This is a genomic window from Affinundibacterium nitidum (assembly GCF_014284155.1).
Taxonomy (GTDB): Bacteria; Pseudomonadota; Gammaproteobacteria; order Burkholderiales; family Burkholderiaceae_D; genus Undibacterium; species Undibacterium nitidum.
Map to the genome: position 1 here is coordinate 92,310 of NZ_JACOFZ010000002.1, position 26,992 is coordinate 119,301.

A 26,992-nucleotide genomic window follows, 5' to 3' on the forward strand; every position below is an offset into this window, starting at 1 on the left:
CTTAAAAACGTTCAAGGTGAGGGAACTTGAGCTGGCCTTGTGAGACCCGCATACGCCCGTATTCTGCACAGCGCTGCAAACTAGGTATTCCCTTCCCTGGGTTCAATAAAGACTTAGGATCAAATGCCGCTTTCAGCGCAAAGAAAGTGTTCAGCTCAGCAGCATTAAATTGCACACACATCGAATTGAGTTTTTCCACACCAACGCCATGCTCACCTGTAATGCTGCCACCAAGCTCAACGCATAATTCAAGAATATCGGCCCCAAAAGCTTCTGCCTTTTCGAAGGAACCTTCTTGATTGGCATCAAACAAAATCAGAGGGTGTAAATTGCCGTCACCCGCATGAAACACATTGGCACATACCAAACCATATTTTTTTTCCATCTGTCCAATGGCAAGTAAGACTTGCGCCAAATGTTGACGGGGAATCGTGCCATCGACACTGTAGTAATCTGGAGAGATTCGACCAGCGGCTGGAAATGCATTCTTACGACCAGACCAAAATTTTAAACGTTCCTGCTCACTAAACGACACCCGTAATGCGCTAGCACCAGCATCATTCAACACCTGACTCATACGCGCTATTTCTTCGCCGACCTCTTCTATAGTACCGTCTGCTTCGCACAATAAAATAGCCTTAGCGTTCAAGTCATAACCTGCCTTCACAAACGGCTCGACCATCCGCACTGAAGTCTGATCCATCATCTCCAATGCGGCAGGAATAATGCCTTGTGCAATGACAGCAGCGACCGCATTGCCAGCTTTTTGAATATCATCAAACGAAGCTAGGATGACCTGCGCAGTTGGTGCTTTTGGAATCAGTTTGACTGTGATTTCAGTAACAATGCCGAGCATTCCTTCAGAACCAATAAACAGTGATAACAAATCTAAGCCGGGCGCGTCTAACGATTCGCCGCCCAACTCCAAGATATCGCCATCAATAGTGATGACACGCACGCGTAAGACATTGTGAACTGTCAGCCCATATTTCAAACAATGCACACCGCCCGCATTCTCAGCCACATTCCCGCCAATTGTGCAGGCAAGTTGAGATGAAGGGTCGGGTGCGTAGTAAAGGCCTGCATGTGCAGCGGCATCAGAAATAGCGAGGTTACGTACACCCGGCTGCACCACTGCAACCCTCGCGCTTGGGTCAAGTCGGATCAAGCGATTGAGTTTAGCTGTGGAGAGAACCAGCCCATTGGCAATAGGCATGGCGCCGCCCGATAGGCCAGTCCCTGCGCCACGCGGTACGATAGGCAATTGAAACTGGCGACAAACTTGTAAGATCCCAATAATTTGTTCTTCGTTTTCAGGCAACGTCACAATCATCGGTAGCTGACGATAGGTCGTTAGCGAATCGCATTCATAAGGACGCGTATCTTCAGCATCAGACAATATGCAATGACGCGGCAAGATGCGTCTTAAGGCTTTCACCACTTCTGTTGGGTCAACTTGTTTGCTGCCACTATCCATCTGCAAATCTCTTTTGCTAATTCAGAAGTTCATTCTTTGACCGGTCGCTGCCTGAAGTTCTGTGGGCCGCATTATCGTTGCTAATGAGTGTAACTGTTGCCAAGGTACTTGTGCGACACAAATAATTTCTGAATAAAAAAAAGACGCCGCAGCGTCTTTTTTTGTTGTATCTCGATTAGCTCAAAAGTTTGGCACTTATACCGAGAAAGATGATCCACATCCGCATGTCGATTGAGCGTTTGGATTCTTGATCACAAACTGTGCGCCTTCAAGATCATCTTTATAGTCGATTTCAGCACCGACCAAATATTGATAACTCATCGCATCGATCAATAACTGCACGCCATTTTTGTCCATAATGGTGTCGTCTTCGTTCGTAATCTCATCGAAGGTAAAACCATATTGAAAACCAGAGCAACCACCGCCTTGCACAAACACGCGGAGTTTCAAATCTGGGTTGCCTTCTTCTTCGATCAGTTGCGCAACTTTAGAAGCAGCGCTATCTGTGAAGATAATTGGGGATGGCATGTCGGTAACAGCGTTCATGATGTACTCCTGCAATAGTTCAGTTCAGACTCGTATTATAGACGGTATTCGATGAACTAGTTGGAAGCGGCTAATTTCAAGACAGGCTCGGCAACTTGATCATGTGCCAACTTGCCGGAAACTAAAGCACCATTCATCATTTCCAAGGCTTTATAGTGCACGTCGCCAGAAATACGGGCTTTACTTTGCAATTCAATCAACTCTGTCGAAATTACCGGGCCATTGATCACACCGTTCACCACGACGTGGCCAGCGCGTACTTCTCCATCAATGACGGCTTGTTCGGAAATCACCAAAATACTCGGTGTACCCGCTTCAGCAATCACATTGCCGGTAACGTGACCATCAATGCGCAAACCGCCTTTGAAGTGAATATCGCCTTCGATATTTGTAGACGCACCAATCAAACTGTCGATGGTACTTTTGTTCTTTGACTTAAACATGCAAACTCCTCTATCTTTTTTAGAATATTGACAGTGTTTAACGAGGGTATTTGAGACAAAGGACTAAACTCAAGACTCAACTTTTATAAGCTGACTGCTTGTTTTGCCCTTAACTCACCCTTCTCCAGAACTGTCATTTGTACTGATTTGACGACTGCCCCTTCAGGCAAAGCGATTACCCCTTCGACTCTTTGATAGTGCTTAAAAGAGAGTTTCAACTTTGCTGCATCACCCGCTTTCGGATCGGGGAATTCCATCATAACAGGTTTACCACCTTGAACTAATGTCAGGCTGATATGCATTTCACCAGAAAATTCACGAATTGCTTTCCCACCTTGCATGACTAAAGCGCGATATCTCAACTGCGATGGACCTGCAGCTTCAATCTTGGTATTTTGCAAAGTAATACCCTGCGGACGGCTCGCAGATGGCATCAAGCTTTCAAAGAATGCCAAGTCATCTTTAATTTTGTTGTTCTCGGCAGTCAACGTATTGATCTGATCGGTAAGCTGCTTCTGGACCGATTTCTCAATGTTTTGCTGGCTCTCAATCGTCGCAGCCGCCGCCAATAGCTTTTCCCGCTCCGCGGTGAGATCCGTAATTTTTTCTTGAAGCTGGCTGATTTGCTCGGGAGAAAATTTCGGGCCGAAAGCAAAATTCCGCCCCATCTCATAGGTCCACATTGCGATCGCCCCACCCACGCCAATCACCGCAGCAATAAAGGCAAACTTAATCGGCCACGGTACGTGCTGATTGATCGTCATTTTGGACGCCACAAGGCGTCGCTTCCAGAATTTTTTAATCATTATGGATTGATAGGCACGTGATTCAAGCCAGTTGTTTCATCGAGCCCGAACATCAAGTTCATACATTGAACAGCCTGCCCTGAAGCACCCTTCACCAAATTATCCTGCACCACCAAAATCACCACTGTCTTTCCGTTGCCTGGGCGGTGCAAAGCCAAGCGAAGTATATTTGAAGCACGTGTTGACCGTGTTTCTGGATGAGAACCGAATGGCATCACATCCACAAAGGCTTCATCTTTATATGCATTTTCAAACAAAGCCTGTAACGCTTCATTACTCATGCTTAGTGCACTATCTTTCAACTGCGCGTACAAAGTAGAGTGCATGCCACGAATCATAGGCACTAAATGCGGAGTGAACAAAAGACCAACTTTGTCACTGGTGAGTCTTTGCAACTGTTCTATCGTTTCGGGTGTGTGGCGATGACCAGAAACACCGTAGGCTTTGAAGCTGTCACTCGTCTCTGAAAACAAAATACCAATTTCAGCTTTGCGTCCCGCACCAGATACACCCGATTTACAGTCTGCAATCAAATTACTCGCATCGATTACACCTGCTTTCAGCAAAGGCGCAAAACCAAGTTGCATAGTAGTTGGATAGCATCCAGGGTTACCAATAAGGCGCGCTGACTTGATTTGTTCGCGATTCAGTTCTGGCAATCCATATACGGCTTCTGGCAAATGTTCTGTACAGGTGTGTGACATGCCATACCATTTCTCAAACTGCGCCACATCTTGCAGGCGAAAGTCCGCAGCAAGATCGATCACTTTCACGCCGTTCGCCAATAGTTCTGGTGCCTGAGCCATGGCCACACCGTGTGGTGTCGCGAAAAACACGACATCGCATTCATTCAAATTCGCTTTATCAGGTGAGGAAAACGCAAGATTAACGCGGCCGCGCAAGGACGGATACATCTGTGCGACTGGCACGCCATCTTCCTTGCGAGAGGTAATAGCCGTTAGCTCGGCATGCGGATGGGTTGCCAAGATACGTAACAACTCCACACCTGTATAACCTGTGCCACCGACAATACCAATTTTGATCATGTTACGTATCCTAAACAAAGCAAAAACAAAGCAAAAATAGCGCTACAAATTGTGCGCCTATTCTAGCAGTTGATTAAAAATTACTGCGCAAAAATATCAAGCTAAAAGGCGAATAATTCCTCAAATCAAGCAAATAGGCGAAAAAAAAGCTGCCAAAAATGGCAGCTTTTTTCTTTCCAGCGGAATACTGATTTTCGAAAAAATGCAGTAGATTAACGCTTGGAGAATTGCTTTGCGCGACGTGCTTTGCGCAAACCAACTTTTTTACGTTCAACTTCACGAGCATCACGTGTTACGAAGCCAGCATTAGACAATGCAGATTTCAAACTTGCGTCATAGTCGATCAAAGCACGTGTGATACCGTGACGAACTGCACCGTATTGGCCGGATTCACCGCCACCGTGTACGTTCACCATGATATCGAATGTTTCGAGGTGGTTAGTCAACTCGAGTGGTTGACGGATAACCATCAAGCCAGTTTCGCGAGAGAAATATTCGTTAGCTGGTTTGCCGTTAACGACAATCTTGCCGCTACCTGTTTTCAGGAATACGCGAGCAACTGCGCTCTTGCGACGGCCAGTTCCGTAGTTGTAATTACCGATCATGGCTATTCCTTAGATGTCGAGTACTTGTGGTTGCTGAGCAGCGTGCGGATGCGTTGCATCTGCGTACACTTTCAACTTCTTGATCATTGCGTAACCGAGTGGGCCTTTTGGCAACATGCCTTTAACAGCCTTCTCTAATGCGCGGCCTGGGAAGCGAGCTTGCATCTTTTGGAAGTTCGTTTCATAGATACCACCTGGGTATCCAGAATGACGGTAGTAAACTTTGTTCAGAGCTTTAGTACCAGTCACGCGCAATTTAGATGCGTTCACAACAACGATAAAATCGCCTGTGTCTACGTGTGGTGTAAATTCTGGTTTATGCTTGCCGCGTAAACGGAGTGCCACTTCGCTGGCAACACGTCCGAGAACTTTGTCTGTCGCGTCAATCACGAACCAGTCGCGCTGAACCTCATGGCCCTTAGCGGAAAAGGTTTTCATGTTGAATCCTAATAAAAAGAAATAAAAAACACCCTGTTTGCGGTGGTTCTGTCTATGAAACTAACAGACGCTCCCTTGTTAAATTCTCTCGTGGGTGAGTAGAGAGTCGGAAATTATAGTATTTTCAAAGACTTAGTGCAAGCTCTGTTTAAAAAACAGGCAGCCAACCCTTGTTTTCTTGCTGAAAATGTCGCCACGACAAAACAAACAGGCAAAAAAAACCCGAAGTCCGGCTTCGGGGAGAAGTCACTTGGAGTGACGGAGGAGATTGCGTGAAGATTGAAACAGGTATTACCGGCAAAAACAAAGTTCACAACTCATAGTAGGACAAACACTAGGATTAATCCAGAGAAACTTAATGCTATTTGGAAAGTATCGCTTTTCGCACCCAAGAGTACCGAAAAACGCCCCGAAACATACACTTAACAGTTTTTTTACACGTAAAATAACACCATTTTCCAGATGGAAAGATCGTGCTAAACGGTCTCAAGCTAAAAATATTAAATTTCTTTTAAGGGTGTTTGTCCTACACTTCCCGAATCTTTTACCTTTTCTCTCATCACTAGAATCCCACTGGCCGGAAAACCAGGGTGCACGCAAACAGGTAAAATAGAATTTTTTATCTTGCAGGGGCAAAAATGGAAGCAACAGTACGTTGGACCGGCGTTTCCGGCATGAGCTTTTTGGCCGAGACAGGTTCGGGGCATGCAGTCTTGATGGACGGCGCGCCAGAAGGTGGCGGTCGCAACTTGGCACCACGCCCAATGGAAATGGTCTTATTAGGCACTGGTGGCTGCTCAGCCTATGACGTGGTGCTTATTTTGCGCAAAGGCAAACAAGACGTTCGTGGATGTGAAGTCAAACTCAGCGCAGAACGCGCGACCAGTGAACCAAAAGTCTTCACAAAAATCAATTTCCATTTCATTGTGACTGGTCGCCACCTCAAAGCCAACTTGGTTGAGCGCGCGATTGCGCTGTCTCATGAGAAGTATTGCTCCGCTTCAATCATGCTGGGCAAGACTGCAGAAATGACAACCAGCTTCGAAATCGTCGAAGATTTGACGATCGCCTCAGAGCACGAACGTCAAGCCGATACCAGCGAATAAATCTTTATAGCAAAATAAAAACTCGTGGCCAAAAGATGGCGCACGAGTTTTTATTTTGAAGTCGCTCCATTTACTATACAAAAACGTTCTTAGACTTCAAGCTCTTCAATACACATCACCGGGTCGTCAGATCAAGCTGTCAAATCACGTCCGAATAGTTCTTTGTAACTGAAGTAAAAACTGCAGTACATTACTAAGGACATACTCAGCATCAAAGGCAATAACAATATTCCGCCTACCCCACCTGCCAAGCTGGTAAGCAAGGCCAAAAATGTAATGATGCCGCACCACGCCAATAAGTAAGTCAAGAATGCTGTACGTGCTCGCCACACTGCGAAAAAACTATAGAACAAGGCTTTACTGACGCTCATTCCATGCCAAGCAATGAGTGGAGCGCCATACCAAAAGGTCATTGCTGCTGGCGTGAACACCGAGAAAAATGTCAACATACCCATGCCGATATTTGTCTTGACCAATTCTTTTGGATCAACTTTTACTGGCTCAGTAATGTACTTCCACAGTGCGCCATCATCGACAGGAATTGAACTAGCAAGTGCACCTACAATGCATAACGTGTACAACGCACCCATGATTAGTAAGGGTCTCAATGCAGGAGTGCGAAAGCTTGAGAACAAAGCGCTGGAACTAAAAGGCTTGCCTTGATCAATATCACGACATGCTAGCATCAACCCCATGCCTAGCACTGGCCCAACAATAAACGGCAACACAGCACCCAGTATAGGAATTAAGCTCATGGCCAAATTACAAAATATCAGACCAAAGAATAAAAACAACAATTCAAATGGGCGCGAAGTGAAGGCGCGGAATCCATGTTGAATCCATAACCAGCCAGAACGTGCAGGTGGAGTGATCATAGGCTAGTTCGAAGAAAACAAGGTTGGAGCACTAGCAATACGCAAACGCAAAATGCGCTCGAAGTGGGTAGGATCATGCGGCGTCAACATTTCCGCATCGCGTGGCTTATAAAAATCAAACACGCGCGACAACCAGAAACGGAATGCGGCCGCGCGCAGCATAGGTTGCCACGCAATTTGCTCAGCCTGGGTAAAAGGACGAACTTCGTGATAGGCCGCCAACATAGCGTCGACTCTTGGCATATCAAGTACGCCGGTTTCTAAGTCGATACACCAGTCATTGATCGTAACAGCAACATCGAACAACCAAGTGTCACAGCCGGCGAAATAGAAATCAAAAAAGCCGGTCAACTTCTCACCGTCAAACATCACATTATTGCGGAACAAGTCTGCATGCACGGGGCCATTCTGCAAAGCTTGATAGGTATCTGTTGCCGCAAACGCTGTTTGAAACGCCACTTCTTCGTGCATCAAACGGCGATTATCATCAGATAAAAATTCCAGAACTTTCGGTGCCGTTTCCTGCCACCAAGTCAGGCCTCGTAAATTGGGTTGTCGAATACTGAAGTCTTGGGCGGCCAAATGCATGCGCGCCAACATTGCACCGACTTCGGCACAATGCACCGCTTGCGGTGCTAACTGCGACGTGCCAGACAACTTACTGACAATTGCTGCTGGCTTTCCCTGCAACGCGACGCATAACTCACCATTTTGATTCGCGATCGGTGCGGGCACTAAAACACCTCGATCCGCCAAATGACGCATGAGTTTGAGATAAAACGGGAGCTGTTCGAAATTTAGATTTTCAAAAATGGTGAGAACGTATTCACCTTTTTCGGTATCGATAAAGAAATTACTATTTTCAATTCCCGAGGCAATGCCACGAATCGCCGTTGCTTTACCGAGAGGGAATTGTGGCATCCATTGTGTGAGGTCTTGCAAACTTACCGAGGTGAATACAGCCATGTCAAATCATCAAAAAGGAGTTTATTTTTTAACCAGCGCCGATGCGGGACTTGCATTTGCGGCCGAAGCGGAAGAAGCGGCGGCTTCAGCGACAGGCTTGGTAGTCCCTGTTTTTGAAGTGCTGTATGGCCCTTTTGGTTGCGCAGGCTTGGATTCTACCTCCTTCGACTCTTTTTTGCCGCCAAATTCCATCACCGTCCACTGCGCAGCACGATTTGCTTCACCTGCTTGGGTGCCTTTTGGTGCTTTGTTTTCCTTCACTGTGTAAGTGCTTGGGCCACTTCGCACCTGCACTTCCGTTACCTTGCCACCTTCTTTACGTTCAACGGTTTTGACGTTTTTCGTCTCTGGTTTATTGAGCTTGAGTTCAGACTCACCCAAGTCTTCCAACTTTTCTAATTGCGGTGGCGGTGGTGGCGGTACATCTTTCTTAGATTGTGCCGATACCAACAAAGGTGCTGCTAAAACGAGGCCGGCGATACAAGCGCCTAAGCGTCGGGAAATTAATGTGGTCGAAGTTTTCATATGGCTCACTCAAAAATAATGGTCAGGCACGTCCAATTCTCATCTTAACAACTGAACGCGTAAAAATGCTATCGATGCACATTGTAACAAAGCAGGCACCTCGTGCCCTGATTCTCTAAAATAGTTGGGGCGCGATCTCGAATACCGCAAGAAATACGCCGTCTTGGCCTTACAAATACAACATGCGCTGCCGTTCTTCGTCAGAAGGTTCAATGTCATGGGCTTCGTAATAAGCGAAGATGGCATCGACAACATTGGCCGGCTCATCAATCAATTGCACCAAATTTAAGTCACTAGCTTCGATTAAGCCAGAATTTGCCATTTGACTCTTGATCCAGTCAAGAAAGCCTTGCCAAAAACTGGTGCCGACCAAAATCACAGGAATGCGCTTAGTTTTGCCTGTTTGCATTAAGGTTAGCACTTCCATTAATTCGTCCATGGTGCCGAAGCCGCCCGGAAAGATCACATAAGCGTCGGCATATTTGACGAATGAGACTTTGCGCGCAAAGAAATGGCGGAAGTTAAGAGAAATGTTTTGCCAAGGATTCGTTTTCTGTTCGTGAGGGAGTTCGATATTGAGCCCAACTGAGGCCGATGTTCCGTCAAAAGCCCCTTTGTTGGCAGCTTCCATGATGCCTGGACCGCCACCTGAAATTACTGCAAAACCCTCATCCGATAAGCGTTTAGCGACATCAATACAGGCCTGATAGTAGGGGTTATCTGGCTTAATGCGTGCGGAACCGAAAATGGTAACAGCTGGTCCCAAGGCAGATAGACGTTCGGTAGATTCGATAAACTCTGCCATAATCGTGAACATATGCCATGATTCGCGCGCTTTTAAGGCTGTTGCCTTATCTTTATCGGCGATCTGGCGCAATTTTAATATTCGTTTACCGCTGTCATTCATTCCCACATTCCTTATGCAAAACACTCTGTTATTAGTCGACGGCTCTAGCTATTTATACCGCGCTTTCCATGCCCTACCCGATTTGCGCAATATGCGCGGTGAACCGACTGGTGCGATTCACGGCATGGTCAATATGATGCGCCGCCTGCGTCAAGATTACCCTGCAGCTTACATGGCTTGCGTGTTTGATGCCAAGGGCAAGACCTTTCGTGACGACCTTTACCCAGAATATAAAGCACAGCGCGCACCAATGCCAGATGATTTACGTTTGCAGATCGAACCTATCCATCAAGCAGTGGCCGCCATGGGCTGGCCGATTTTGATGGTCGAAGGCGTAGAAGCGGACGATGTGATCGGTACCTTGGCCGTCGAAGCGACTGCTCGCGGTATGAACACGATTGTTTCTACAGGTGATAAAGATCTGGCGCAATTAGTGAATGCCAATGTCACCTTGATTAACACCATGAGCAATGAAAAGCTCGATGAAGCCGGTGTCCTAGCAAAATTCGGCGTGCCACCAAATCGTATCATCGACTATCTCACCTTGATCGGCGATACAGTTGATAACGTACCTGGCGTGACCAAGTGCGGCCCGAAAACAGCTGTGAAATGGTTGACCGAGTATGACAGTTTAGAAGGTGTGATCGCCAATGCTGATAAGATCAAAGGCGTGGTGGGTGACAACCTACGCGCTGCCTTAGATTGGCTACCACAAGGTCGCGTTTTAATTACGGTGAAAACCGACTGTGACTTAGCTGGCCATCATATTTCAATTGATGAATCGCTCAAGGCAAAAGAAGAAAACCGCGAAGAAATGATCGCGTTCCTGCAGCATCAAGGCTTCAAAAGTTTGTTACGTGAATTTGGAGTTGATCCTGTTTCCGGATCAACACCAGGCTCAAGCGCTGCTAAAACATCACCAGCTCAAGGTGGTTTATTTGGCGACGACAATAGCGCGACAATTGCAACCAACGCACCGGCAGCGATCCCTGCACCACCAGCAGTCACTGAATACGAAACCATTTTGACCGAAGCTCAGCTTGATGCTTGGTTGGCAAAAATTAATCAAGCAGCACTCACTTCCGTCGACACTGAAACCACCTCTTTAGAACCGATGACGGCGCAAATGGTCGGCATCTCACTTTGCTGCGAAGCGGGCATCGCCGCCTATATTCCGCTGGCACATAATTACCCTGGCGCTCCAGAGCAATTAAGTCGCGACTTCGTTCTCAGTAAAATGAAAGCGTGGTTAGAAGATGAAAGCAAAGCCAAGGTCGGCCAAAATCTCAAATACGATACACATATTTTTGCCAACCACGGCGTCCGACTACGCGGGATTTTGCACGACACACTCTTGCAGTCATACGTCTTCGAATCACACAAGTCGCACGATATGGACAGCCTTGCGATGCGACATTTGGAACGCAAAACCATTAGCTTTGAAGAAGTGTGCGGCAAAGGCGCCTCTCAAATTGGGTTCGATCAAGTCGATATCGAACGCGCTACCGCTTATGCAGCCGAAGATGCCGACATCACTTTGCAACTACATCAAGCGATGTGGCCGCAAGTCGAACCCCATGCCAAGCTGCGCTACATCTATGACAAGATCGAATTACCGACTTCGGTGGTCTTACAAAAAATTGAACGCAATGGCGTTTTGATTAACCGTGACTTACTCGCCACGCAATCGAACGAAATCGGTAATCGCCTCTTAGAACTTGAGCAAAAAGCCTATGAACTGGCCGAACAACCATTTAATTTGAATTCACCGAAACAACTAGGTGAAATCTTTTTTGGTAAGTTAGGTCTTCCCGTCGTCAAGAAAACGCCATCGGGGGCGCCATCGACAGACGAAGAAGTATTGCAGAAATTGGCAGAAGATTTTCCACTGCCGAAAGTACTACTGGAATATCGTGGTCTCGCCAAACTGAAATCGACCTACACCGACAAACTACCGAAGATGGTCAATAGCGACACTGGTCGCGTACATACCAACTACGCACAAGCAGTTGCCGTAACTGGTCGATTGGCATCGAATGATCCAAACTTACAAAACATTCCTGTGCGCACCGCTGAGGGTCGTCGAATTCGCGAAGCTTTCGTCGCCGCACCAGGTAATCACATTGTTTCTGCCGACTATTCGCAAATTGAATTGCGCATCATGGCGCATATCTCAGGCGACACCAGTTTGCTCAAAGCCTTTGCCGATGGCGAAGACGTACACCGTGCGACCGCCTCTGAAATTTTTGGGGTGGAATTAGCAGAGGTCAGTAGCGAACAACGCCGTTACGCTAAAGTGATTAACTTTGGCCTGATCTATGGCATGAGCGCTTTCGGCTTAGCGGGCAATCTCGGCATCGAACGTAGCGCAGCACAAAGCTATATCGACAAATACTTCCAGCGCTATCCAGGTGTCTCTCAATACATGGCCGATACCCGCTTGCAAGCCAAAGCACATGGCTATGTCGAGACGGTGTTCGGCCGTCGTCTCTGGCTACCAGAAATCAACAGCCCCAACGGCCCACGCCGCCAAGGCGCAGAACGTGCAGCGATTAACGCACCAATGCAAGGTACCGCAGCGGACCTGATTAAGCTGGCCATGATCGCTGTGCAAAATTGGTTAGAAACCGATCAGCTCAAATCCAAAATGATCATGCAAGTGCATGATGAATTGGTGTTGGAAGTAGTGGCCGATGAATTGGAATTGGTGAAGCGTAAATTACCGGAATTGATGGCTGGTGTGGCTGAGCTGAAAGTGCCGCTATTAGCAGAAGTGGGATTGGGATTGAATTGGGAAGAGGCGCATTAGGATCCGAACTTTTTCTTCTAATTCGCGCCGAAAATAACCTTTCGAACAACAGAAACTATCTGTCAACCAACAAATAACTAATGGCGTTGTACCGAACTGTATATCGTATGGAAGTCTTTATATGAATCTCTTGATCGATGCTTTGGCATATATTTTTATTAACACGATTAAACTGTCATTTAAATTTAGCGTTTTTTTTGCCCGATCTGTTGCGCAATTAATGTTTTTTCCGGTGAAGGCGATGCTTACAAAGAATCTAGATTTATTTGGTCTCTCTTGGCATGTGCACTCGAGCGCCTTTCTTTCCAAGAATCTATCACTGTTTATAAATTTTTTAAGTATTGTTCTCATATATGTATTAGTTGAAGCGGTGCTTAATTTCCAACAAAAACCAATTCTAATATTGCCCTGTGTAATTGGCGCTTTGATAAGCGGGCAGATTATTGCAATCTTGCTTTGGTTGGGAGAATATGCAGACGATGCTGAAGTGCAAAAGCGTAATTCTGGGAAACAAGCGGAAGATTTAGTGGATCGAATTATCTCAATCAATCAAAATACATTCGGTCGGTCAAAATTATTAAAAAATTGCTTATTTGTATTTAATCGCGGGGAGGAATCAGAATTCTCCGTAGAAACAGACCACCTATTAATTACGCAAAAAAACATTTTTCTCATTGAAACAAAAAGAAAATCTGGCGAAATTTATGTCGACCAAAATTCCAATGAATGGTCAATCTGGACACCAAATGGTGAAACAAAGATGAGAAATGCTCTTAGACAAGTCCTGAACTCAAAACGAGCGCTTGAGAGTCAGCTTAAACTTCCAGTAACAATCACTCCGATTGTCGTTTTTGTGGGAGACGATACAAAAATCATGTCTGGGCCAAGTAATGTCGTGACATCCAATGAATTAATTCAAGTCATCACAGCTTTTGAAAAACAAAAGACCGTCTATGAGGTCGAAATACTCGAAATCGCCGAATTAATGGGCAGGTGTATCTCAAGCGACCCTTCCGATTTTGCCTTACATGTTAAACGCGCACAGGATGCCCAGTCTCGCTTTATGAACAAAGAAATAGTTCGATCTGCCAAACTATGACTTGGGCAAGATGGTTAAGTAGTCACCCGAAAAAATGCAACTGGGTAAGGCTCCAATATTCCTAGGCGTATTGATTAGCTTCAAACTCCACTTTGATGAACAATTATTTCTTTACGCTTAATTAGCATACAAAAAACTCTGTTGTTTATGGAGCAATCGTTGGACGGCGGAACAAACTAAATCTACTTACTATCTCCCTGCCGTGACTTACGCTCACTCGCATCACCCACGCATAATTTGATCAACCGTTTACTTGTTGGTAGTAGTACCATGCCGGGTCGTAAAACTAGCAGGGCCTTTGGGGAAAGGGAGGTTGTAACGAATCAGGTGGAGGTATTAAGGTCGCGCAGTGGAGCGAACGGATGACTGGTGATGGTGCTGTAAGTTAAGTGCAGCGTAAATTCTTTATCGACGTCATTAGCAGCAGATCTCATACTCGTCAAATAATTATGGATTTTTCCCTATTACCTCTTTTAGGTTCAGATGACCAGCTAAATAGCTAATTTACCCTTAACAACCTCACCACTTCGTCCCTATCCCCAACTTGTAACTATGGTTCTTCAGATTTCCTCCTGAGAACCCAATCACATCGACCATCAGTTTAGCGGTAAGGTAAATTTGCGCATTCAGTTGATAACGCAGTCCAGCCTCAGATTGCAGGATGAGTTTAACCGGTATATGTTGCGGAAAAAGGGCATCAGCTTTGGCATAGACGTCCCATTTTTCATTTTCAAATTTGTGTTTATATTCTGTCGATATCAGCCATGTGTTGAGTCCTACCTGTGTAGGACGACTACCAATCACCAATTTGTTGTAGGTAGCGATGACTTCCCAGCTGCCGTTCTCGTCTTTCCACAGTTTCTTACCTAAGCCTAGACCGTTATAGTGCAGGTCACTATCTGCGGTCACGCGGTCGCGCTGATAGAAATTATTACCACGTGTGAACCATTCTGGCGTCAGGAAATAGTCAACTGAGTATTCGAGTTTTTGGCTGTCTTCTGTTTTCTCGCCATCTTCGCTGTCATTACGTTTTTTAACATCGACCGTGTGGCGCCATTTATTTCGCTGCCAAGTTAAGTTCAGATCGACTTCGGCATAGCGTGTTTGCGTTTTGTTTTGCAGGCTTTCAATACTTGCTTCAGCTCGTCCATGAAACGCTTCTTTTTCTGCGGAGACTTTCTCCTCTGGTTTCGCTACGATGTAGTTTAATTCGCTCAAAGCCAAACGCTTTCCATCTACCAGGACCTTGCCATTTGTATCGCTTAGCAACGCCGCGCGTAATGTCTCTCCCGATTTCAAACGCAAATCGATCGCTGCATCTGTCGTCACGCTGCTGACTTTATCCAAGGCAATACTTAGCTCGCCCGCATAGTCTGTTTCGATGATTAACTTGGCATCGCCAAGTTTGAGGATGCGTCCGCTCAAGCGATCGCCATTGATTAGACTCACTGTATCTGCAAGCGCGGCTGTACTCAAACCGTACAAGAAAATACACAACATACTGCGCCCAAGTTTTTGTCGAAGTTGAAGGGACTTGATTAAATTCAGCAATTTTAGCGTCGTCATCATTGAACTACGTTCGCCTGTTCTTAATGGATCGATTGTATCGAACTCTCATGAACTTAGTGCCGTAGGTTTCTCGATAAACAAGAAACTGGAGACGAGGCGTTGCAGAAGAGGAACGAGGAGCAGTATTTCACTCGCATCGTCAAACTAGCCAGCGTATATTGGCGACTCTACAAAAAACTCTTTAACAAAGAAGAACGACAACTACCCAAAAGGAGAAATCATGAACTTGCTACAACTCTGGCTACCCATCATCGTGACTGCGGTCGGCATATTTATCGCCTCCAGCCTGATTCACATGGTATTTAAATGGCACAACTCTGAGTATAAGCCTCTGCCAAACGATGACGCCGTGCGTGCGGTTCTGAATGCAGCACAATTGGCTCCTGGCCTGTATAGCACCCCACATTGCGTTGATATGAAAGACATGCAAAGCCCAGAGATGCAGCAAAAAATGAAAGAAGGTCCTGTCGCTATAATCACTTTGCGCAAACCAGGTTTGCCTGAGATGGGTAAGTATTTGGTGCAATGGTTCATATTAAATATCGGTATTGCGGCACTCGGTGGCCTATTAGCACTGCAAACCATGGGCATACACGCGAACCCACACTATGCGGGCCATTTTGTCGGACTATTTTCCATGATCGTGTATGGTGCTGGTAGTGTGCAAGAGTCGATTTGGATGGGAAGACCATGGAGCGCGACATTCAAAAATTTACTCGATGCTTTAATTTATGGGGTAGTCAGTGCTATCGCGTTTTGGCAATTGTGGCCGGTATCAGCTTGAAGCCTGATGGACTAGCCCATAAAGAGAAAACGGCATCCAATTTGGTTTGGATGCCTTTTTCTTGAGGACGAATCACCTCGCCTGAAGCTCGCAGCAGCACTACACTTCGGTATAGAACTAAGTCGAGGGCCTCCAAGATGTCGATAAACTTGCTCAATGGTTTTCTATCATTGATTTGCTATACCGTCTCACGTTTCATCTTCAGCACCGTAGTCATATGGTCGATCACTTTGACTGCTATAGGTGCGCCAACAAACCCAGAAGCGGTAGAAGTAAGCAATGCCGTCAATGACCTGTATCTCGCCTTAAACGAAAGAGATGCGACCGCATTTTCACAATATCTGATGCCCCAAGGTTTTACTGAGTTCAATCCAGATTGGCCTGGAATGCGCCGCCTCAACTTGGACAAATTCAAAAGCATCTTCGAGTCTGGCACACAAATAAATCTGCGCGTAGCAGAACTTCAAATCCAAATGATTTCAACGGAAAATGCGGTTGCCACTGGCTATCGCGTTGGTACAATTACAGACACCACCGGGGCAACAGTCACTAGTCGTCTCGCACTAAGCATGATTTGGACTAAACGCCAAGGACATTGGAAACTACAGCACGTGCATCTCTCAGAAGAAAAAGAAAACTGACAGTGAGGATGTGAGTCCTTCAACTAACTTTTATTCAAAATAAAAGCTCCAGCCTTGGTTTGGAAGAAATCAAAACCTTGAATCAACTTCAAACTTTGCTTATTTCGCCTGACATAATTGATATGGATCGCATTGATATCCGCGAACTGATGGTCTGCTTTAATCGCCTTTTCTAAGGTCGATGCGAGCAAGGTAGCGTCCTGTTCACGTTGCTTTCTAGTGAAAGCATTCGAGCGTGAGTTCACTACGTTTAGGCTAATCAAATGTAGTCCAATCTCTATTTCAATCTCGCTCTCTTGATAATGGCTATTCTGAACAAGATATTGTCTCAGATCGAATTTATCTTGCACAAGAATTACCGTCTCAGATTGTCCTACGGGAGAGCTGAGTTGCTGTACTCGAGTCTGTCGCGAAATGCTCTCCGCATACAAGAGGGACAATGGGGAAAACATCAGCAAAACGCCCAACCAGAAGAAGTACTTTTGTGTCACCCTCAATGCCCGTACCATCATCGGCTTCATCACTGGAAGATATTTTTTCATTTGGTGCCTTAGTCAAAATGAGTTGGTCGAGTTGAATTTTGATTATCAGACGACAAATTCACTTTGAATGTACGTTAACACACCATACGCCACGAGAAGCCAGTTGCTTTAGGCGTTGTTGATCAGCCGCTTCTCATCACCTGCAGCTAAAAAAAAGCCCGCCGTAGCGAGCCTTTTAAGTAAGCAAGTATCAATTAATAATCCATACTGAGGCGCTTCATTTGGTTTGCCTTCCTCACAGGTTTTGCCGAGGCTGAATCGTGATTCACTGAAAATGCTGACATCGCATTCTTCAACAAACTCACCTGTTCTTCCAGTGCCCCTGCTGCCGCGGCTGCTTCTTCCACCAAGGCTGCATTCTGCTGGGTCGCTTCGTCCATATGTTCAAGCGCATGATTCACTTGTTGAATACCGTCACTTTGTTCTGCAGATGCTACTGTAATTTCGCTGATGACTGACGCCACCTGACGAATCGCATCTACAATATTACTCATAGAAGCGCCTGCTCGATCAACCAGAGCTGAACCTTCATTTACTTTGCCAACAGAATCATTAATCAATGCTTTGATCTCTTGTGCTGCAGATGCGCTGCGTTGCGCAAGCACTCGCACTTCGCTGGCCACCACCGCGAAACCGCGCCCTTGCTCGCCGGCGCGCGCGGCTTCGACCGCTGCATTGAGAGCCAGAATATTCGTTTGAAATGCAATGCCCTCAATCACGCTGATAATATCGACGATTTTCTTAGAGCTATCGGTTATACCCTGCATGGTGACAACCACCTGATCCACCACTTTGCCGCCCTCAGATGCAAGGTCGGAGGCATTCAATGCCATTTGATTGGCTTCCTTCGCATTCTCGGCATTGTGAGCAACGGCGCTGGTCAACTCTTCCATACTTGCAGAGGTTTCCTCGAGTGTTGATGCTTGCTGCTCTGTGCGTGATGAGAGGTCCATGTTGCCATTCGCAATTTCAGAAGCCCCCACTTCGATAGATTCCGTGGCCTTACGCACGTCAACCACCATTGATTGAATCTGATCAATGAAATGATTAAAAGCCTGCGCCGTTTGGGCGACTTCGTCATCACCACTTACGTGGATTCGGCGACTTAAATCACCACCGCCACCATCAGCAATTTCTGTCATCGCATCTCGTACATGCTGTAAGCCATTCAAAAGGCGTCCGACTAGCAAAGTCGTCAGTGGCAACAAGACCGCCAAGACGATCAGTAGTACCACTGCTGATGTCATCACAAGGTGATCGAGTGCCTCCAAGGCTTTCCCTTTATCGATCACTAAACCCATATAAATTTCAGATCCAGATATTCTCTGTAGTAGCAAAAAATGCGACTTGCCATCAATTTCAACAATAACCGGGTCAACTACCTTCGCCAAAGCTGGCAACTTCTCAACTGCCAGATCAGCGGTCAATTCTTTTGAAAATTTCATGACCTTGGTTTGATCAGGATGCGCCAGAATTTGACCACTTTTATCCAACAGAAACGCATAACCGCCTCCCGCCAACTTAATCGTCATGATTTGCTCGACGATCTTAGTGAGGAATACGTCCGATCCCACTACACCATCTGCACCACCATTGACAGGGGCCGCGAAAGAGATCATTAAGCCAGGTGGTGCTACTCCCATATAAGGTGCTGTGACTATCGTCTTTTTCGCTTCCAAAGCTTCTTTATACCAAGGACGACCTGTTGGATCGTAGCCGGCTGGAGGAGGATCGTCAGGTACGTTCACAAAAGTTTTGTCAGGCTTACCCTGATATACGCTCAAAAAATTGCCAGCTTTTTGCACCATATTTAATGAAGTCAACAAATCGGCACCACCACCTAGGCTAGTCGCCATACTCGTCATCATCGACATATTCGTCTGAATCCAATTCCCAAGAAGCGCGTTATAACCCGAGGCCACTCCTCGCATTTCTTTGTTCAAGTCAGTTTCGATTTGGGACTTCAGACGCACATAACTACTAATGGTCAACATGATTGTGCAAATCGTGATGAGCACACCGATCACGATTACTAGCCTAGCCTTCAATGATTTCATATCCGTTCCTATTTGCCATGTAGCGGTTACTTGAAAAATGCCTGCCATGCCCTTTATTGGCGTTCGCTTTTACGTTTGAGGACATGGGCGATGGAACTCTATATTACCGTTAAGAAATATAAGTGCAATATGGAAACTTTTTAAAAGTAAGGTGCAGGGTGAAATTCGGCAGCACCCAAGGATAGTGTCACGATACTCTGTATCGATAGATTCGCATCAAGGTCTTATAAACTGACCTATTGGGGCTAGATTGAGCAAATGAGCAAGCAAGCGGAGCGACTTATTTTTTTTGTGAATGAGGCGCGAAATCGGGAAATTAGTCGAAAACTGTTGTGAATTATCCTCAGTTTTCGGTCTTACGACGTCATGTTATCGCTCTAGCACAAGCTGAGGAATCATCCACACCAGGCAATGAACAAGTGCTCAGAACCGATGTTCGTAGTTAAGACGAATGTTTAATTTCGGAGGATTACGCGAATCACGAATACTCGCGCCTTGCGAATTCAAATACGTGCTACGAGAACTAGGAGTTTGGCGGATCAAGTTGCTCGCACTCAAGCGGACGTTAGAAAGGGCATCAAATTTCCACAATGCGTAGGATTCGAGGCTGCGACTCACCGTCGTGTAATTCCATTGACTCTCTGAACTTCGGACTGTTCCTGCATTCTGAAACGCAAACCCTCCGCCGAGCGTGAGTGGCAACTCTTGATGTTTGTAATCAAGCCCTAGATTAATTCGCAAAGGCACTTGCGAATCTAAGCGATTATTTGGCCCTGGTACGGTATCGATACTGGAACGATTAATGCCGGCATTTGCACGAAAATCGAGCGCTGGCGCATCCTCCATCCACATGCGCATCGGGAACTTTGCCTCAAGCTCAACGCCACGCGTGGTGGCATGACCTGCGTTTGTCGGCATCAATACCCATAAATTATCTTGATACGACAAAATATTACGAGTAATGCCATTGATCTTACGCAGGAAGAAATTGACACTAAACACGCCCCCGCCATCGACAAAATGCTCGTAGCCCAAATCAAAACCGGTTGCCAATTCAGGTTTCAAATTAGGATTTGGCAAACTGTCGGGCGCAGTAGGACTATTATTCGTTGAATAGTAATGACGGTGCACCAAGTCCCAGGAATTCACCGCCTTATAGGTACGAGAAAATGCGAAACGAATTTGCTGATTAGGGCGATCTGGAATTTTGTATAGCGTTTGAAAAATCGGGCTCAAGACTGAAGACTTATTACGCACAGAGGGCAGATCAGTGCCGCGACCGTTAAGTGTAATCCCCTCCCAACGCGCACCAACATAAAACGACAACTGTTTGTCGAGCGTCCATTCATCTTGCGCATACAATGCAGAGCGCTGCACTTTGAATTCCACATCTTCTCGCTGATCTATTGGTATGACAACCGTATTGATTGCGGTCGTACCGCGCGTTAGGTTATCACTGCTCTGCCAACGTGAAGCGGCTTCCCACCCCATGGACAAAACATGATCTTCAATAAACGGTGCGGAATACTTACCACTAGTACTCCAACCACGATTGTAATTTTCAGTGTCAACATGACGCGCGAACAAGGGATTCTCATTCAGTTCACGGCCAAATGTATTACCCCAAGATTTTGAATGCCAATAATGTGTACCTAAGCGCAACTCAAGCTTGGCGCTATCGCCGAGTTTGCGAACCCAATTCACGTTATTACTCAGATTTTGACTATTGTTTTGGGTGTTATAGTCTTCGTAGATAAACGGATAGACTGTCCCAATCTCGCTCATCGTATTGGTTCTCGAAAGATTGGTGTTGCTATTCACACTGATAAATGAGTTCAAGCTCAATACATCTTCATTGTCGAAAGTCCAGATCAAGCGCGGGGCACTCGAAACCGAGCGGCTACGACTGTCATCGTGTGATGCGGTACGACGCAGTTGTATCATCGCCCCTTGCGCATCCAGATTACGTGTTTGACTCGTGTTCTCTGAGTTCTGGTTATGGCCCATGTACACATTCAAAGGTACACTGTAAGCAAGCTGATCGACCTTATCTGAGAATTGCAAACTCGTGTACAAGCCAGATGGGGCTTGACCGCGCTGGTAATAACCTAGTTTGAGTAGATGTTGGGCCAGTTGCACGGTTTTCTTCAAAATCACATTAATCGTACCCGCCACTGCCTGCGTACTAAATTCCGCACTGGCAGAACGAACGATTTCGATGCGCTCAATCAGGTCAGGTGACAAACTCTCTATCGAAAAGCCGGGTGGACTCGGTTCGCCATTTAATAGAATTTGCGTATAGCCTGAACCCAAACCACGCATCCGTACCGCACCATTTACCACACTCACACTTGGCAAGCGCTTCAAGACATCAGTGATCTCTGTATCACCATATCGCGCAATTTCTTCTTGGGTAACAACGATCTTACTAGCCGTATCAAACCGACGCGCATCGTATTCTCGATTTCCCTTCACTTCTACTTTTTGTGATTTTTCTAGTGTTGGAGAAACTGGTGTTTTTGCATCTTTTTGTACTTTGTTATCTTTGACTAGTTTCGCATCCTGCAAATCACCCGCTTGCTCGGGAATGAAATCGCCCGCATATGCCACTGCAGTAAACATGGCAGAAATCAGGGGCGTGATTATAGACGGCGTCAAATAACGAAATGGAAGTACGGACATGGAAATATCAGATCAAATTGGTACAAAATATACCGTGCAAGAGCAAATTAGCATCATAAAGTATATGACTATTTCTATGCACAAAAGTTCCTTAGCATTCCGACGAACGGTGAATCCACAAAAACTGAACTTGTACACCCGAGTTGAGTCATAAACCTTTACACGTAATCTCGGTTTCGATTACATTCGTTCTCATACTTAACTTGGGGAAGCACGCAATGACTCAGCTTTATTATTCACCTGGCACCGCAAGTCTCGCGCCGCATTTCATCCTCGAAGAATTGGCACTCACCTATGAGCTTGTGCTCGTTGACACGAGCAAGCAGGAACATCAACAAACGCCTTATCTTAAGCTCAATCCACTTGGCAAAATTCCTTTATTTGTCGATGGTGAAAATTCGATGACTGAAAGCGCAGCCATCTGCCTCCACATATGCGACAAAAATACGCGTAAAACACCAGATTTTTTTCACCCTGCCATTACTTCTGCGAGCAGAGCGCAGTTGTATAAATGGTTGCTCTATCTTTCCAATACTTTGCAAGCCGAACTCGTCACTTACTTTTATCCGGATCGATTACTAGCCGACCCCAAGCTCGCCGAACAAGTCAAACAAAGCGCTGAGCAGCGCGTGATTCCGATGTTTGAATATATCGATCAACACTTCGCGAGTTCAGGCAAACCTTATCTGCTGGGCGATAAAGTATCCGCTGCTGATTTCTTCTTGTTTATGTTGGGACGTTGGTCGCGCGGGATGAGCAAACCAGCACGCGACTACCCTCACCTTGGCGAATTTATGCGTCGAATGTTTGCAAAGAAATCCGTACAAACAGTCTTTGCTCAAGAGGGAATTCAAGCACCATACTTCTAACATTTCAGTAGAAAAAAGCCCCGAAATCTAATTACTTCCGGGGCTTTTTTACATCGATGAATTCGAAGAACAACATTATTTGATAGAAACCTGATCGATCGCTTTCATTAAGCGATACATGAATTCTAGCTCTTGCGCGTATACCTTGATATTAATGCGCTCATCTCTCCCATGGGCTCGACCATCATCAAGATCATCAAACATGGCATCGACACCATAAGTCGGAATCCCCGCTGCGCGGGTATAGATACTATCTGAGGCCCCGGCGGTCATGCTTGGCAACACCGCGATTTCTGGCCACATGGATTTTGTCACGCGCTCAACGGCTGCGCGCACTGGCCCCGACGGTGCAGACTCTGGACTAGGACGAGCTGGCGTACGTACGCTAAACTTCACGCTAGGGTCGCGCATCACCCGTTTTAACAAGGCTTCGGTTCCAGCTTGCGTTTCACCTGGCACGACACGACACTGAATTGTCGCTTTTGCACGCTGAGGAAGAGCATTTTCCGCATGCCCACCAATGATCTCGGTCGCTGTACACGTTGTCCGCATCTGGATATTGGTCTCTACTTCTTGTGACAATCGCTGCGCAGCGCCCAGATCAGGCTTATCGCCACTGACCGCAAGCATATCTTTCTTTACTTGCCCTTGCTCTAAAACGGCGCGACCTTTGAAATATAACTTAACAGTATCTGTAAGGTGCAATGGAAATGAATAATCTGAGAGTCGCGCCAAAGCCTTAGATAAACGATATATCGGATTTTCTTTAGTTGGGCGTGAACTATGGCCGCCTTTATCGGTGACTTCGACCTCGAAACTCAGAAACATCTTTTCGCTCGTTTGCATGGTCAAATAAATCTTCTTGCCATTTTTGATTGCCGCCTCACCCGCATCAGGGTTAATCACCAAACCTGCATCGACCAAAGAACGATGCTCTTTCAATAGAAAATCAACACCATTGGCATCTCCGCCCGCCTCTTCATCGGCTGTAAAAGCGACAATGATATCGCGCTCGGGGACAAAGCCTTCATGCTTCAAACGGATTAAGCTCGCCAGCATTGCACTATCTTGACCGAGCATATCGATCACGCCTCGTCCATAGAGCCAGCCATCTTTTTCCGACAAGGTGAATGGATCAAAATTCCAGTCTTCGCGTTTCGCTTCAACTACGTCTAGGTGGCCAATGTATAAAGTCGGTTTGCCTTGGGCTTTGCCTCGCAAACGCACAACGGTATTGCCCTTTTCCGGATGCCCTTTAGGCGCGACAACATGAACATCATCAGCACTAAAACCCGCCGCTAACAAACGATCAGCAAGCAACTGGGCCGCCTTGGTCGACCCCAGACTATGGACGGACTTCACTGCCACCAACTCGGAGAGCACTTGTCGACCAAGGTCAACATTCGCGGGCGGCGCACTCATTTGCTGGGCGTACAAATTTGAGTTCCATGCCAGCATACAAGCGAGGCCAACGGCGCTCATGGGGAACCACTTCGAAGAAGATTTTGCCGCCAAGATTTTTTTGTTCATGGTTTGCTTTCTAATTCCATCAATAAGGACACTACTAGTCTGTACGTGATTACCAACAAATCGCTGTTTTTGTGCACTTTAGAGTCAGTTCTCTAAACCCGAGAATTGATCATACTCTCATAGGAGAACAAGACTGAATTCTTTTTAATTTCGGTGTTTTTTTTGTTGCATCGCAAATAGACACTGACAGAGACAGATATTGATAATGCATTCAAATCAGCAATGACACAACTACAGATCCAAATCATTGGACAAAGTGCTTTGTTGATTTTCACGTCGCTGAGTAATGACGCTTGGGGGAGACAGTCCGAGCCGCAGCACCCACATTAGTCAGTGTTTTAGTTTCTTTCATCCATTTGAGTTTTTTGAATTGCCGAGATCTTGGTAGGGGCTTGCTTTGCCCAAACGAACCAAGCATTGAAGCCAATTAAGAATACTCAATAGTGCTCAATGGGAGTCGCATGATGAAGTTTACACTTAGCTTGAAGCAGCTTTTCCTATCAGTTGTTTTGCTATCACTCACGGCTGTATCTGGTTTAGCAAGCGCAGAAAATTACACACTTTGGATCAACGGTCGCACTGGAGGTGGTGTGGTCGGGAATTACAATAGTTTCACTTACTGGGGGCCGTCCACCACTGCCGCCGGCGTCAACAAGAAATCAGTTAACTGGGATGGTTATAACAGCATCTCATCACAAAATAGCAAAATTCGCGACGCCTTGGATTGTTTCTGCACCGGCTCAAACTGGTGTTACGTTGCTACCCATAGCGCAGGAGATTTGATGCTGGGCTACACGCTGGCCAACTATGGTGGATCTTCTCGCATGAAGAAAAACGCGGTTGCCAATTCTTCCGGTCAATGTGGCAACTCAGATGGCACAGCACAAGTTGGCTGGAACATCAAATGGGTACGCACAGCTTCCGGTGCCGGCGGCGGCTCCGAACTTTCTGATGCAGGCTCATGGGCAGTATCCGAGCCACTGGTGAAAGATTTGAAAACGAGCACGGCGCGTGCCATGTATAACCACAACGAAACACGTAATGTCTGGTTCTACATGTATGCTGGCGCAAAAGGCACCATCTACTCTGGCATCCTGCCAGGACAAGATGATGAAGCAGTAGCCTACCACAGCACTGGTGGCACCGCTGGCTCGTCAGGTACTTCGTTGTGCAATCCAAGTGATTGGTTCTGCAATGACCTGACCATGGGCACGGCGGCGAACGAAGGCGGGTCAGTCAAGTGGGCATACCACTCCGTCGTCTTCCGTGATGATGCCGAAGCCTACAACCATTACGCCAACGGTAACTGGCAGGGGATTATCTCGGTAGTCCGAGCCGCTGTCGTCGCTAATGCGCTCTAATAAACCGCAATCTAAGAAAAACCACCAGCCACCTCCTGGTGGTTTTTCTGCTCCACAGGTGAATAAAAAACGAAAGGTATTGATGATCGCCGCGCTTGTTGGCCTCGTCGCCACCGTAGTCATTGGCATCAGCTTTTCGTCGTCGAATGAAACAATTGCTCCTCCACTCGCGAACAAATCGCAAACTCCAAACACCGAATTTCTAAGCATGCCCGCAGGCTCAGGGGTAATCGATGCTAAAACTGCAGCAGAAAAAGAACAACAGAAGAAGCAGCTGCAAATGCGCTTCGATGAAGTCAGTAAAACCTTCTGTAACTACCGCGAGAGTACGAAGTATCCAAACTCCTCGCGTCCCATTTCTCAGCATCCTGATCAGGTCTATCCGAATCTAGCGATTAAAGAAACCCACTCCATGCGCAATCGACATGGCGGCAGTGATAAAAACATTCAAATTCAAACGACCCAAAGTCGCGTCTACCTTTCGGCAAAAGAAACTGTTGAGATTAATTTGCGGGCGCTTGACGCCAGCGGCAACAGTTTGCCGTTGATCGTAGAAGGGGCAGCTGCGAGAGGGCTAACGTTCGGCGATAACCGCACCGTTCCACAGCTAGCAATTAACCTTGCCGATAATGGTCGCGATGGTGATCAAGTCGCGGGTGATGGCATTGCCAGTGGACGATTAACACCAGGAGCCAGCCCGTTCGCTGCTTTCGACGGCACGATACGCATTGAAGTCAACTACGCGGTCAATGGCAACCGTGGTCAAGTTTTCTTCGATGTTATATACACCCCAGAGGTGCCCGCGGTATGGACAGGAAAAATTAGAGAGACCGTGGAGAATGGCAATCTCAAATTTTATTTACCTGTATCGGTCAAAATGGCGGGCCGTTACATAGTCAGCGCGAGGTTAGACGACGCCAAAGGCAAGCCATTTGCCTATTTGAGCTTCAATGACTTACTAGCGGTTGGCAATACCGAGATACCGCTAAACGTAGCCGGCAAATTATTACGCGATAGCGAAGTCAGTTTCCCTCTAGGCTTACGCGATGTTGATGCCTATCTTCTAAAGGAAAACGTCGACCCTGACCGCGCCTTAATGGCCAGACTCGAGGGCCAACAGTATGTCAGTAAATCATATTCACTAAAGACCTTTTCGGACGCCGAATGGGAAAGCGAAGAACGATCACGCTATCTGAAAGAATTTGGTAAAGACCTTGAACAAGCACGCGCCTCTCTAATCGCGATCGATCCTGGCTTTGGTCACAACGCTAAGATCCAAGATCCTTGTAATAATCCTTAATCTCATCGC

Annotated in this window: 24 protein-coding genes; 8 read left to right on the top strand and 16 right to left on the bottom strand. The window is 46.5% G+C overall.

Annotated features, from left to right (window positions below):
* Position 1 precedes the first annotated feature (1 nt).
* From H8K36_RS07960 to rplM, 7 genes are all read right to left on the bottom strand, one after another.
* Positions 2–1,477 (bottom strand): FAD-linked oxidase C-terminal domain-containing protein, encoded by a 1,476-nt coding sequence (locus H8K36_RS07960; RefSeq protein WP_186916222.1) that lies wholly within the window; start codon positions 1,475–1,477, stop codon positions 2–4.
* A gap of 195 nt (positions 1,478–1,672) precedes the next feature.
* Positions 1,673–2,023, bottom strand: coding sequence for an iron-sulfur cluster insertion protein ErpA (gene erpA, locus H8K36_RS07965; RefSeq protein WP_186916221.1), 351 nt, complete (start codon positions 2,021–2,023; stop codon positions 1,673–1,675).
* 56 nt (positions 2,024–2,079) lie between these two features.
* Complete coding sequence (locus tag H8K36_RS07970; RefSeq protein WP_186916219.1) at positions 2,080–2,466, bottom strand: bactofilin family protein; 387 nt, start codon at positions 2,464–2,466, stop codon at positions 2,080–2,082.
* 83 nt (positions 2,467–2,549) lie between these two features.
* Positions 2,550–3,230 carry a DUF6776 family protein gene (locus H8K36_RS07975; RefSeq protein ID WP_230404403.1) on the bottom strand — a complete coding sequence of 227 codons (681 nt, stop codon included), beginning with the start codon at positions 3,228–3,230 and terminating at the stop codon, positions 2,550–2,552.
* Positions 3,231–3,271: 41 nt separating this feature from the next.
* On the bottom strand, positions 3,272–4,318 hold the full coding sequence (gene argC, locus H8K36_RS07980) for an N-acetyl-gamma-glutamyl-phosphate reductase (protein ID WP_186916215.1): 1,047 nt from the start codon (positions 4,316–4,318) through the stop codon (positions 3,272–3,274).
* Between the two features lie 212 nt (positions 4,319–4,530).
* Positions 4,531–4,923, bottom strand: coding sequence for a 30S ribosomal protein S9 (gene rpsI / locus H8K36_RS07985; RefSeq protein ID WP_186916214.1), 393 nt, complete (start codon positions 4,921–4,923; stop codon positions 4,531–4,533).
* A gap of 9 nt (positions 4,924–4,932) precedes the next feature.
* Positions 4,933–5,361 carry a 50S ribosomal protein L13 gene (gene rplM, locus H8K36_RS07990; RefSeq protein ID WP_186916212.1) on the bottom strand — a complete coding sequence of 143 codons (429 nt, stop codon included), beginning with the start codon at positions 5,359–5,361 and terminating at the stop codon, positions 4,933–4,935.
* Positions 5,362–5,999: 638 nt separating this feature from the next.
* On the opposite strand from rplM, the gene H8K36_RS07995 reads away from it, so the two are divergent.
* Positions 6,000–6,467: an OsmC family protein gene (locus H8K36_RS07995; protein ID WP_186916195.1), complete on the top strand. Its 468-nt coding sequence runs from the start codon at positions 6,000–6,002 to the stop codon at positions 6,465–6,467.
* 131 nt (positions 6,468–6,598) lie between these two features.
* Here the strand turns inward: H8K36_RS07995 and H8K36_RS08000 are convergent, their stop codons facing one another.
* The 4 genes from H8K36_RS08000 to H8K36_RS08015 form a co-directional block, all read right to left on the bottom strand.
* Positions 6,599–7,342, bottom strand: coding sequence for a BPSS1780 family membrane protein (locus tag H8K36_RS08000; RefSeq protein ID WP_186916193.1), 744 nt, complete (start codon positions 7,340–7,342; stop codon positions 6,599–6,601).
* 3 nt (positions 7,343–7,345) lie between these two features.
* Positions 7,346–8,308, bottom strand: coding sequence for a homoserine kinase (locus H8K36_RS08005; protein ID WP_186916191.1), 963 nt, complete (start codon positions 8,306–8,308; stop codon positions 7,346–7,348).
* Between the two features lie 21 nt (positions 8,309–8,329).
* Positions 8,330–8,833, bottom strand: coding sequence for a hypothetical protein (locus H8K36_RS08010; protein ID WP_186916190.1), 504 nt, complete (start codon positions 8,831–8,833; stop codon positions 8,330–8,332).
* Positions 8,834–9,002: 169 nt separating this feature from the next.
* On the bottom strand, positions 9,003–9,740 hold the full coding sequence (locus H8K36_RS08015) for an LOG family protein (RefSeq protein WP_186916189.1): 738 nt from the start codon (positions 9,738–9,740) through the stop codon (positions 9,003–9,005).
* A gap of 13 nt (positions 9,741–9,753) precedes the next feature.
* Between H8K36_RS08015 and polA the strand changes: the two genes are divergently transcribed.
* Both polA and H8K36_RS08025 read left to right on the top strand, forming a co-directional pair.
* Positions 9,754–12,549 (top strand): DNA polymerase I, encoded by a 2,796-nt coding sequence (polA, locus tag H8K36_RS08020; protein WP_186916186.1) that lies wholly within the window; start codon positions 9,754–9,756, stop codon positions 12,547–12,549.
* A 121-nt stretch (positions 12,550–12,670) separates the two neighbouring features.
* A complete protein-coding gene (locus H8K36_RS08025) occupies positions 12,671–13,648 on the top strand; it encodes a nuclease-related domain-containing protein (RefSeq protein WP_186916184.1) in 978 nt (325 codons plus the stop codon).
* A 519-nt stretch (positions 13,649–14,167) separates the two neighbouring features.
* Here H8K36_RS08025 and H8K36_RS08030 read toward each other — a convergent pair.
* Positions 14,168–15,217 carry a DUF481 domain-containing protein gene (locus H8K36_RS08030; protein WP_186916182.1) on the bottom strand — a complete coding sequence of 350 codons (1,050 nt, stop codon included), beginning with the start codon at positions 15,215–15,217 and terminating at the stop codon, positions 14,168–14,170.
* A gap of 220 nt (positions 15,218–15,437) precedes the next feature.
* On the opposite strand from H8K36_RS08030, the gene H8K36_RS08035 reads away from it, so the two are divergent.
* Both H8K36_RS08035 and H8K36_RS08040 read left to right on the top strand, forming a co-directional pair.
* Entirely contained in the window at positions 15,438–16,001 is a 564-nt protein-coding gene (locus H8K36_RS08035) for a hypothetical protein (protein ID WP_186916180.1), read from the top strand.
* Between the two features lie 137 nt (positions 16,002–16,138).
* Positions 16,139–16,642 (top strand): nuclear transport factor 2 family protein, encoded by a 504-nt coding sequence (locus H8K36_RS08040; protein ID WP_186916179.1) that lies wholly within the window; start codon positions 16,139–16,141, stop codon positions 16,640–16,642.
* Between the two features lie 23 nt (positions 16,643–16,665).
* On the opposite strand, the gene H8K36_RS08045 is transcribed toward H8K36_RS08040, so the two are convergent.
* From H8K36_RS08045 to H8K36_RS08055, 3 genes are all read right to left on the bottom strand, one after another.
* A complete protein-coding gene (locus tag H8K36_RS08045; RefSeq protein ID WP_186916177.1) occupies positions 16,666–17,184 on the bottom strand; it encodes a hypothetical protein in 519 nt (172 codons plus the stop codon).
* Between the two features lie 194 nt (positions 17,185–17,378).
* Positions 17,379–19,241: a methyl-accepting chemotaxis protein gene (locus tag H8K36_RS19600; RefSeq protein ID WP_186916175.1), complete on the bottom strand. Its 1,863-nt coding sequence runs from the start codon at positions 19,239–19,241 to the stop codon at positions 17,379–17,381.
* 423 nt (positions 19,242–19,664) lie between these two features.
* A complete protein-coding gene (locus H8K36_RS08055) occupies positions 19,665–21,923 on the bottom strand; it encodes a TonB-dependent receptor plug domain-containing protein (RefSeq protein ID WP_186916174.1) in 2,259 nt (752 codons plus the stop codon).
* Positions 21,924–22,141: 218 nt separating this feature from the next.
* Here H8K36_RS08055 and H8K36_RS08060 point away from each other — a divergent pair, with 218 nt between their 5' ends.
* A complete protein-coding gene (locus H8K36_RS08060; RefSeq protein ID WP_186916172.1) occupies positions 22,142–22,792 on the top strand; it encodes a glutathione S-transferase family protein in 651 nt (216 codons plus the stop codon).
* A 75-nt stretch (positions 22,793–22,867) separates the two neighbouring features.
* On the opposite strand, the gene H8K36_RS08065 is transcribed toward H8K36_RS08060, so the two are convergent.
* On the bottom strand, positions 22,868–24,322 hold the full coding sequence (locus tag H8K36_RS08065; RefSeq protein ID WP_186916170.1) for a M20/M25/M40 family metallo-hydrolase: 1,455 nt from the start codon (positions 24,320–24,322) through the stop codon (positions 22,868–22,870).
* 461 nt (positions 24,323–24,783) lie between these two features.
* On the opposite strand from H8K36_RS08065, the gene H8K36_RS08070 reads away from it, so the two are divergent.
* Together H8K36_RS08070 and H8K36_RS08075 are read left to right on the top strand one after the other, a co-directional pair.
* On the top strand, positions 24,784–25,683 hold the full coding sequence (locus H8K36_RS08070; RefSeq protein ID WP_230404407.1) for a hypothetical protein: 900 nt from the start codon (positions 24,784–24,786) through the stop codon (positions 25,681–25,683).
* The gene (locus tag H8K36_RS08075) at positions 25,673–26,983 is read left to right on the top strand and encodes a hypothetical protein (RefSeq protein WP_186916169.1); all 1,311 of its coding nucleotides are present in this window, start codon (positions 25,673–25,675) and stop codon (positions 26,981–26,983) included. Before H8K36_RS08070 ends, H8K36_RS08075 begins: the two co-directional genes overlap by 11 nt.
* Positions 26,984–26,992 lie beyond the last annotated feature (9 nt).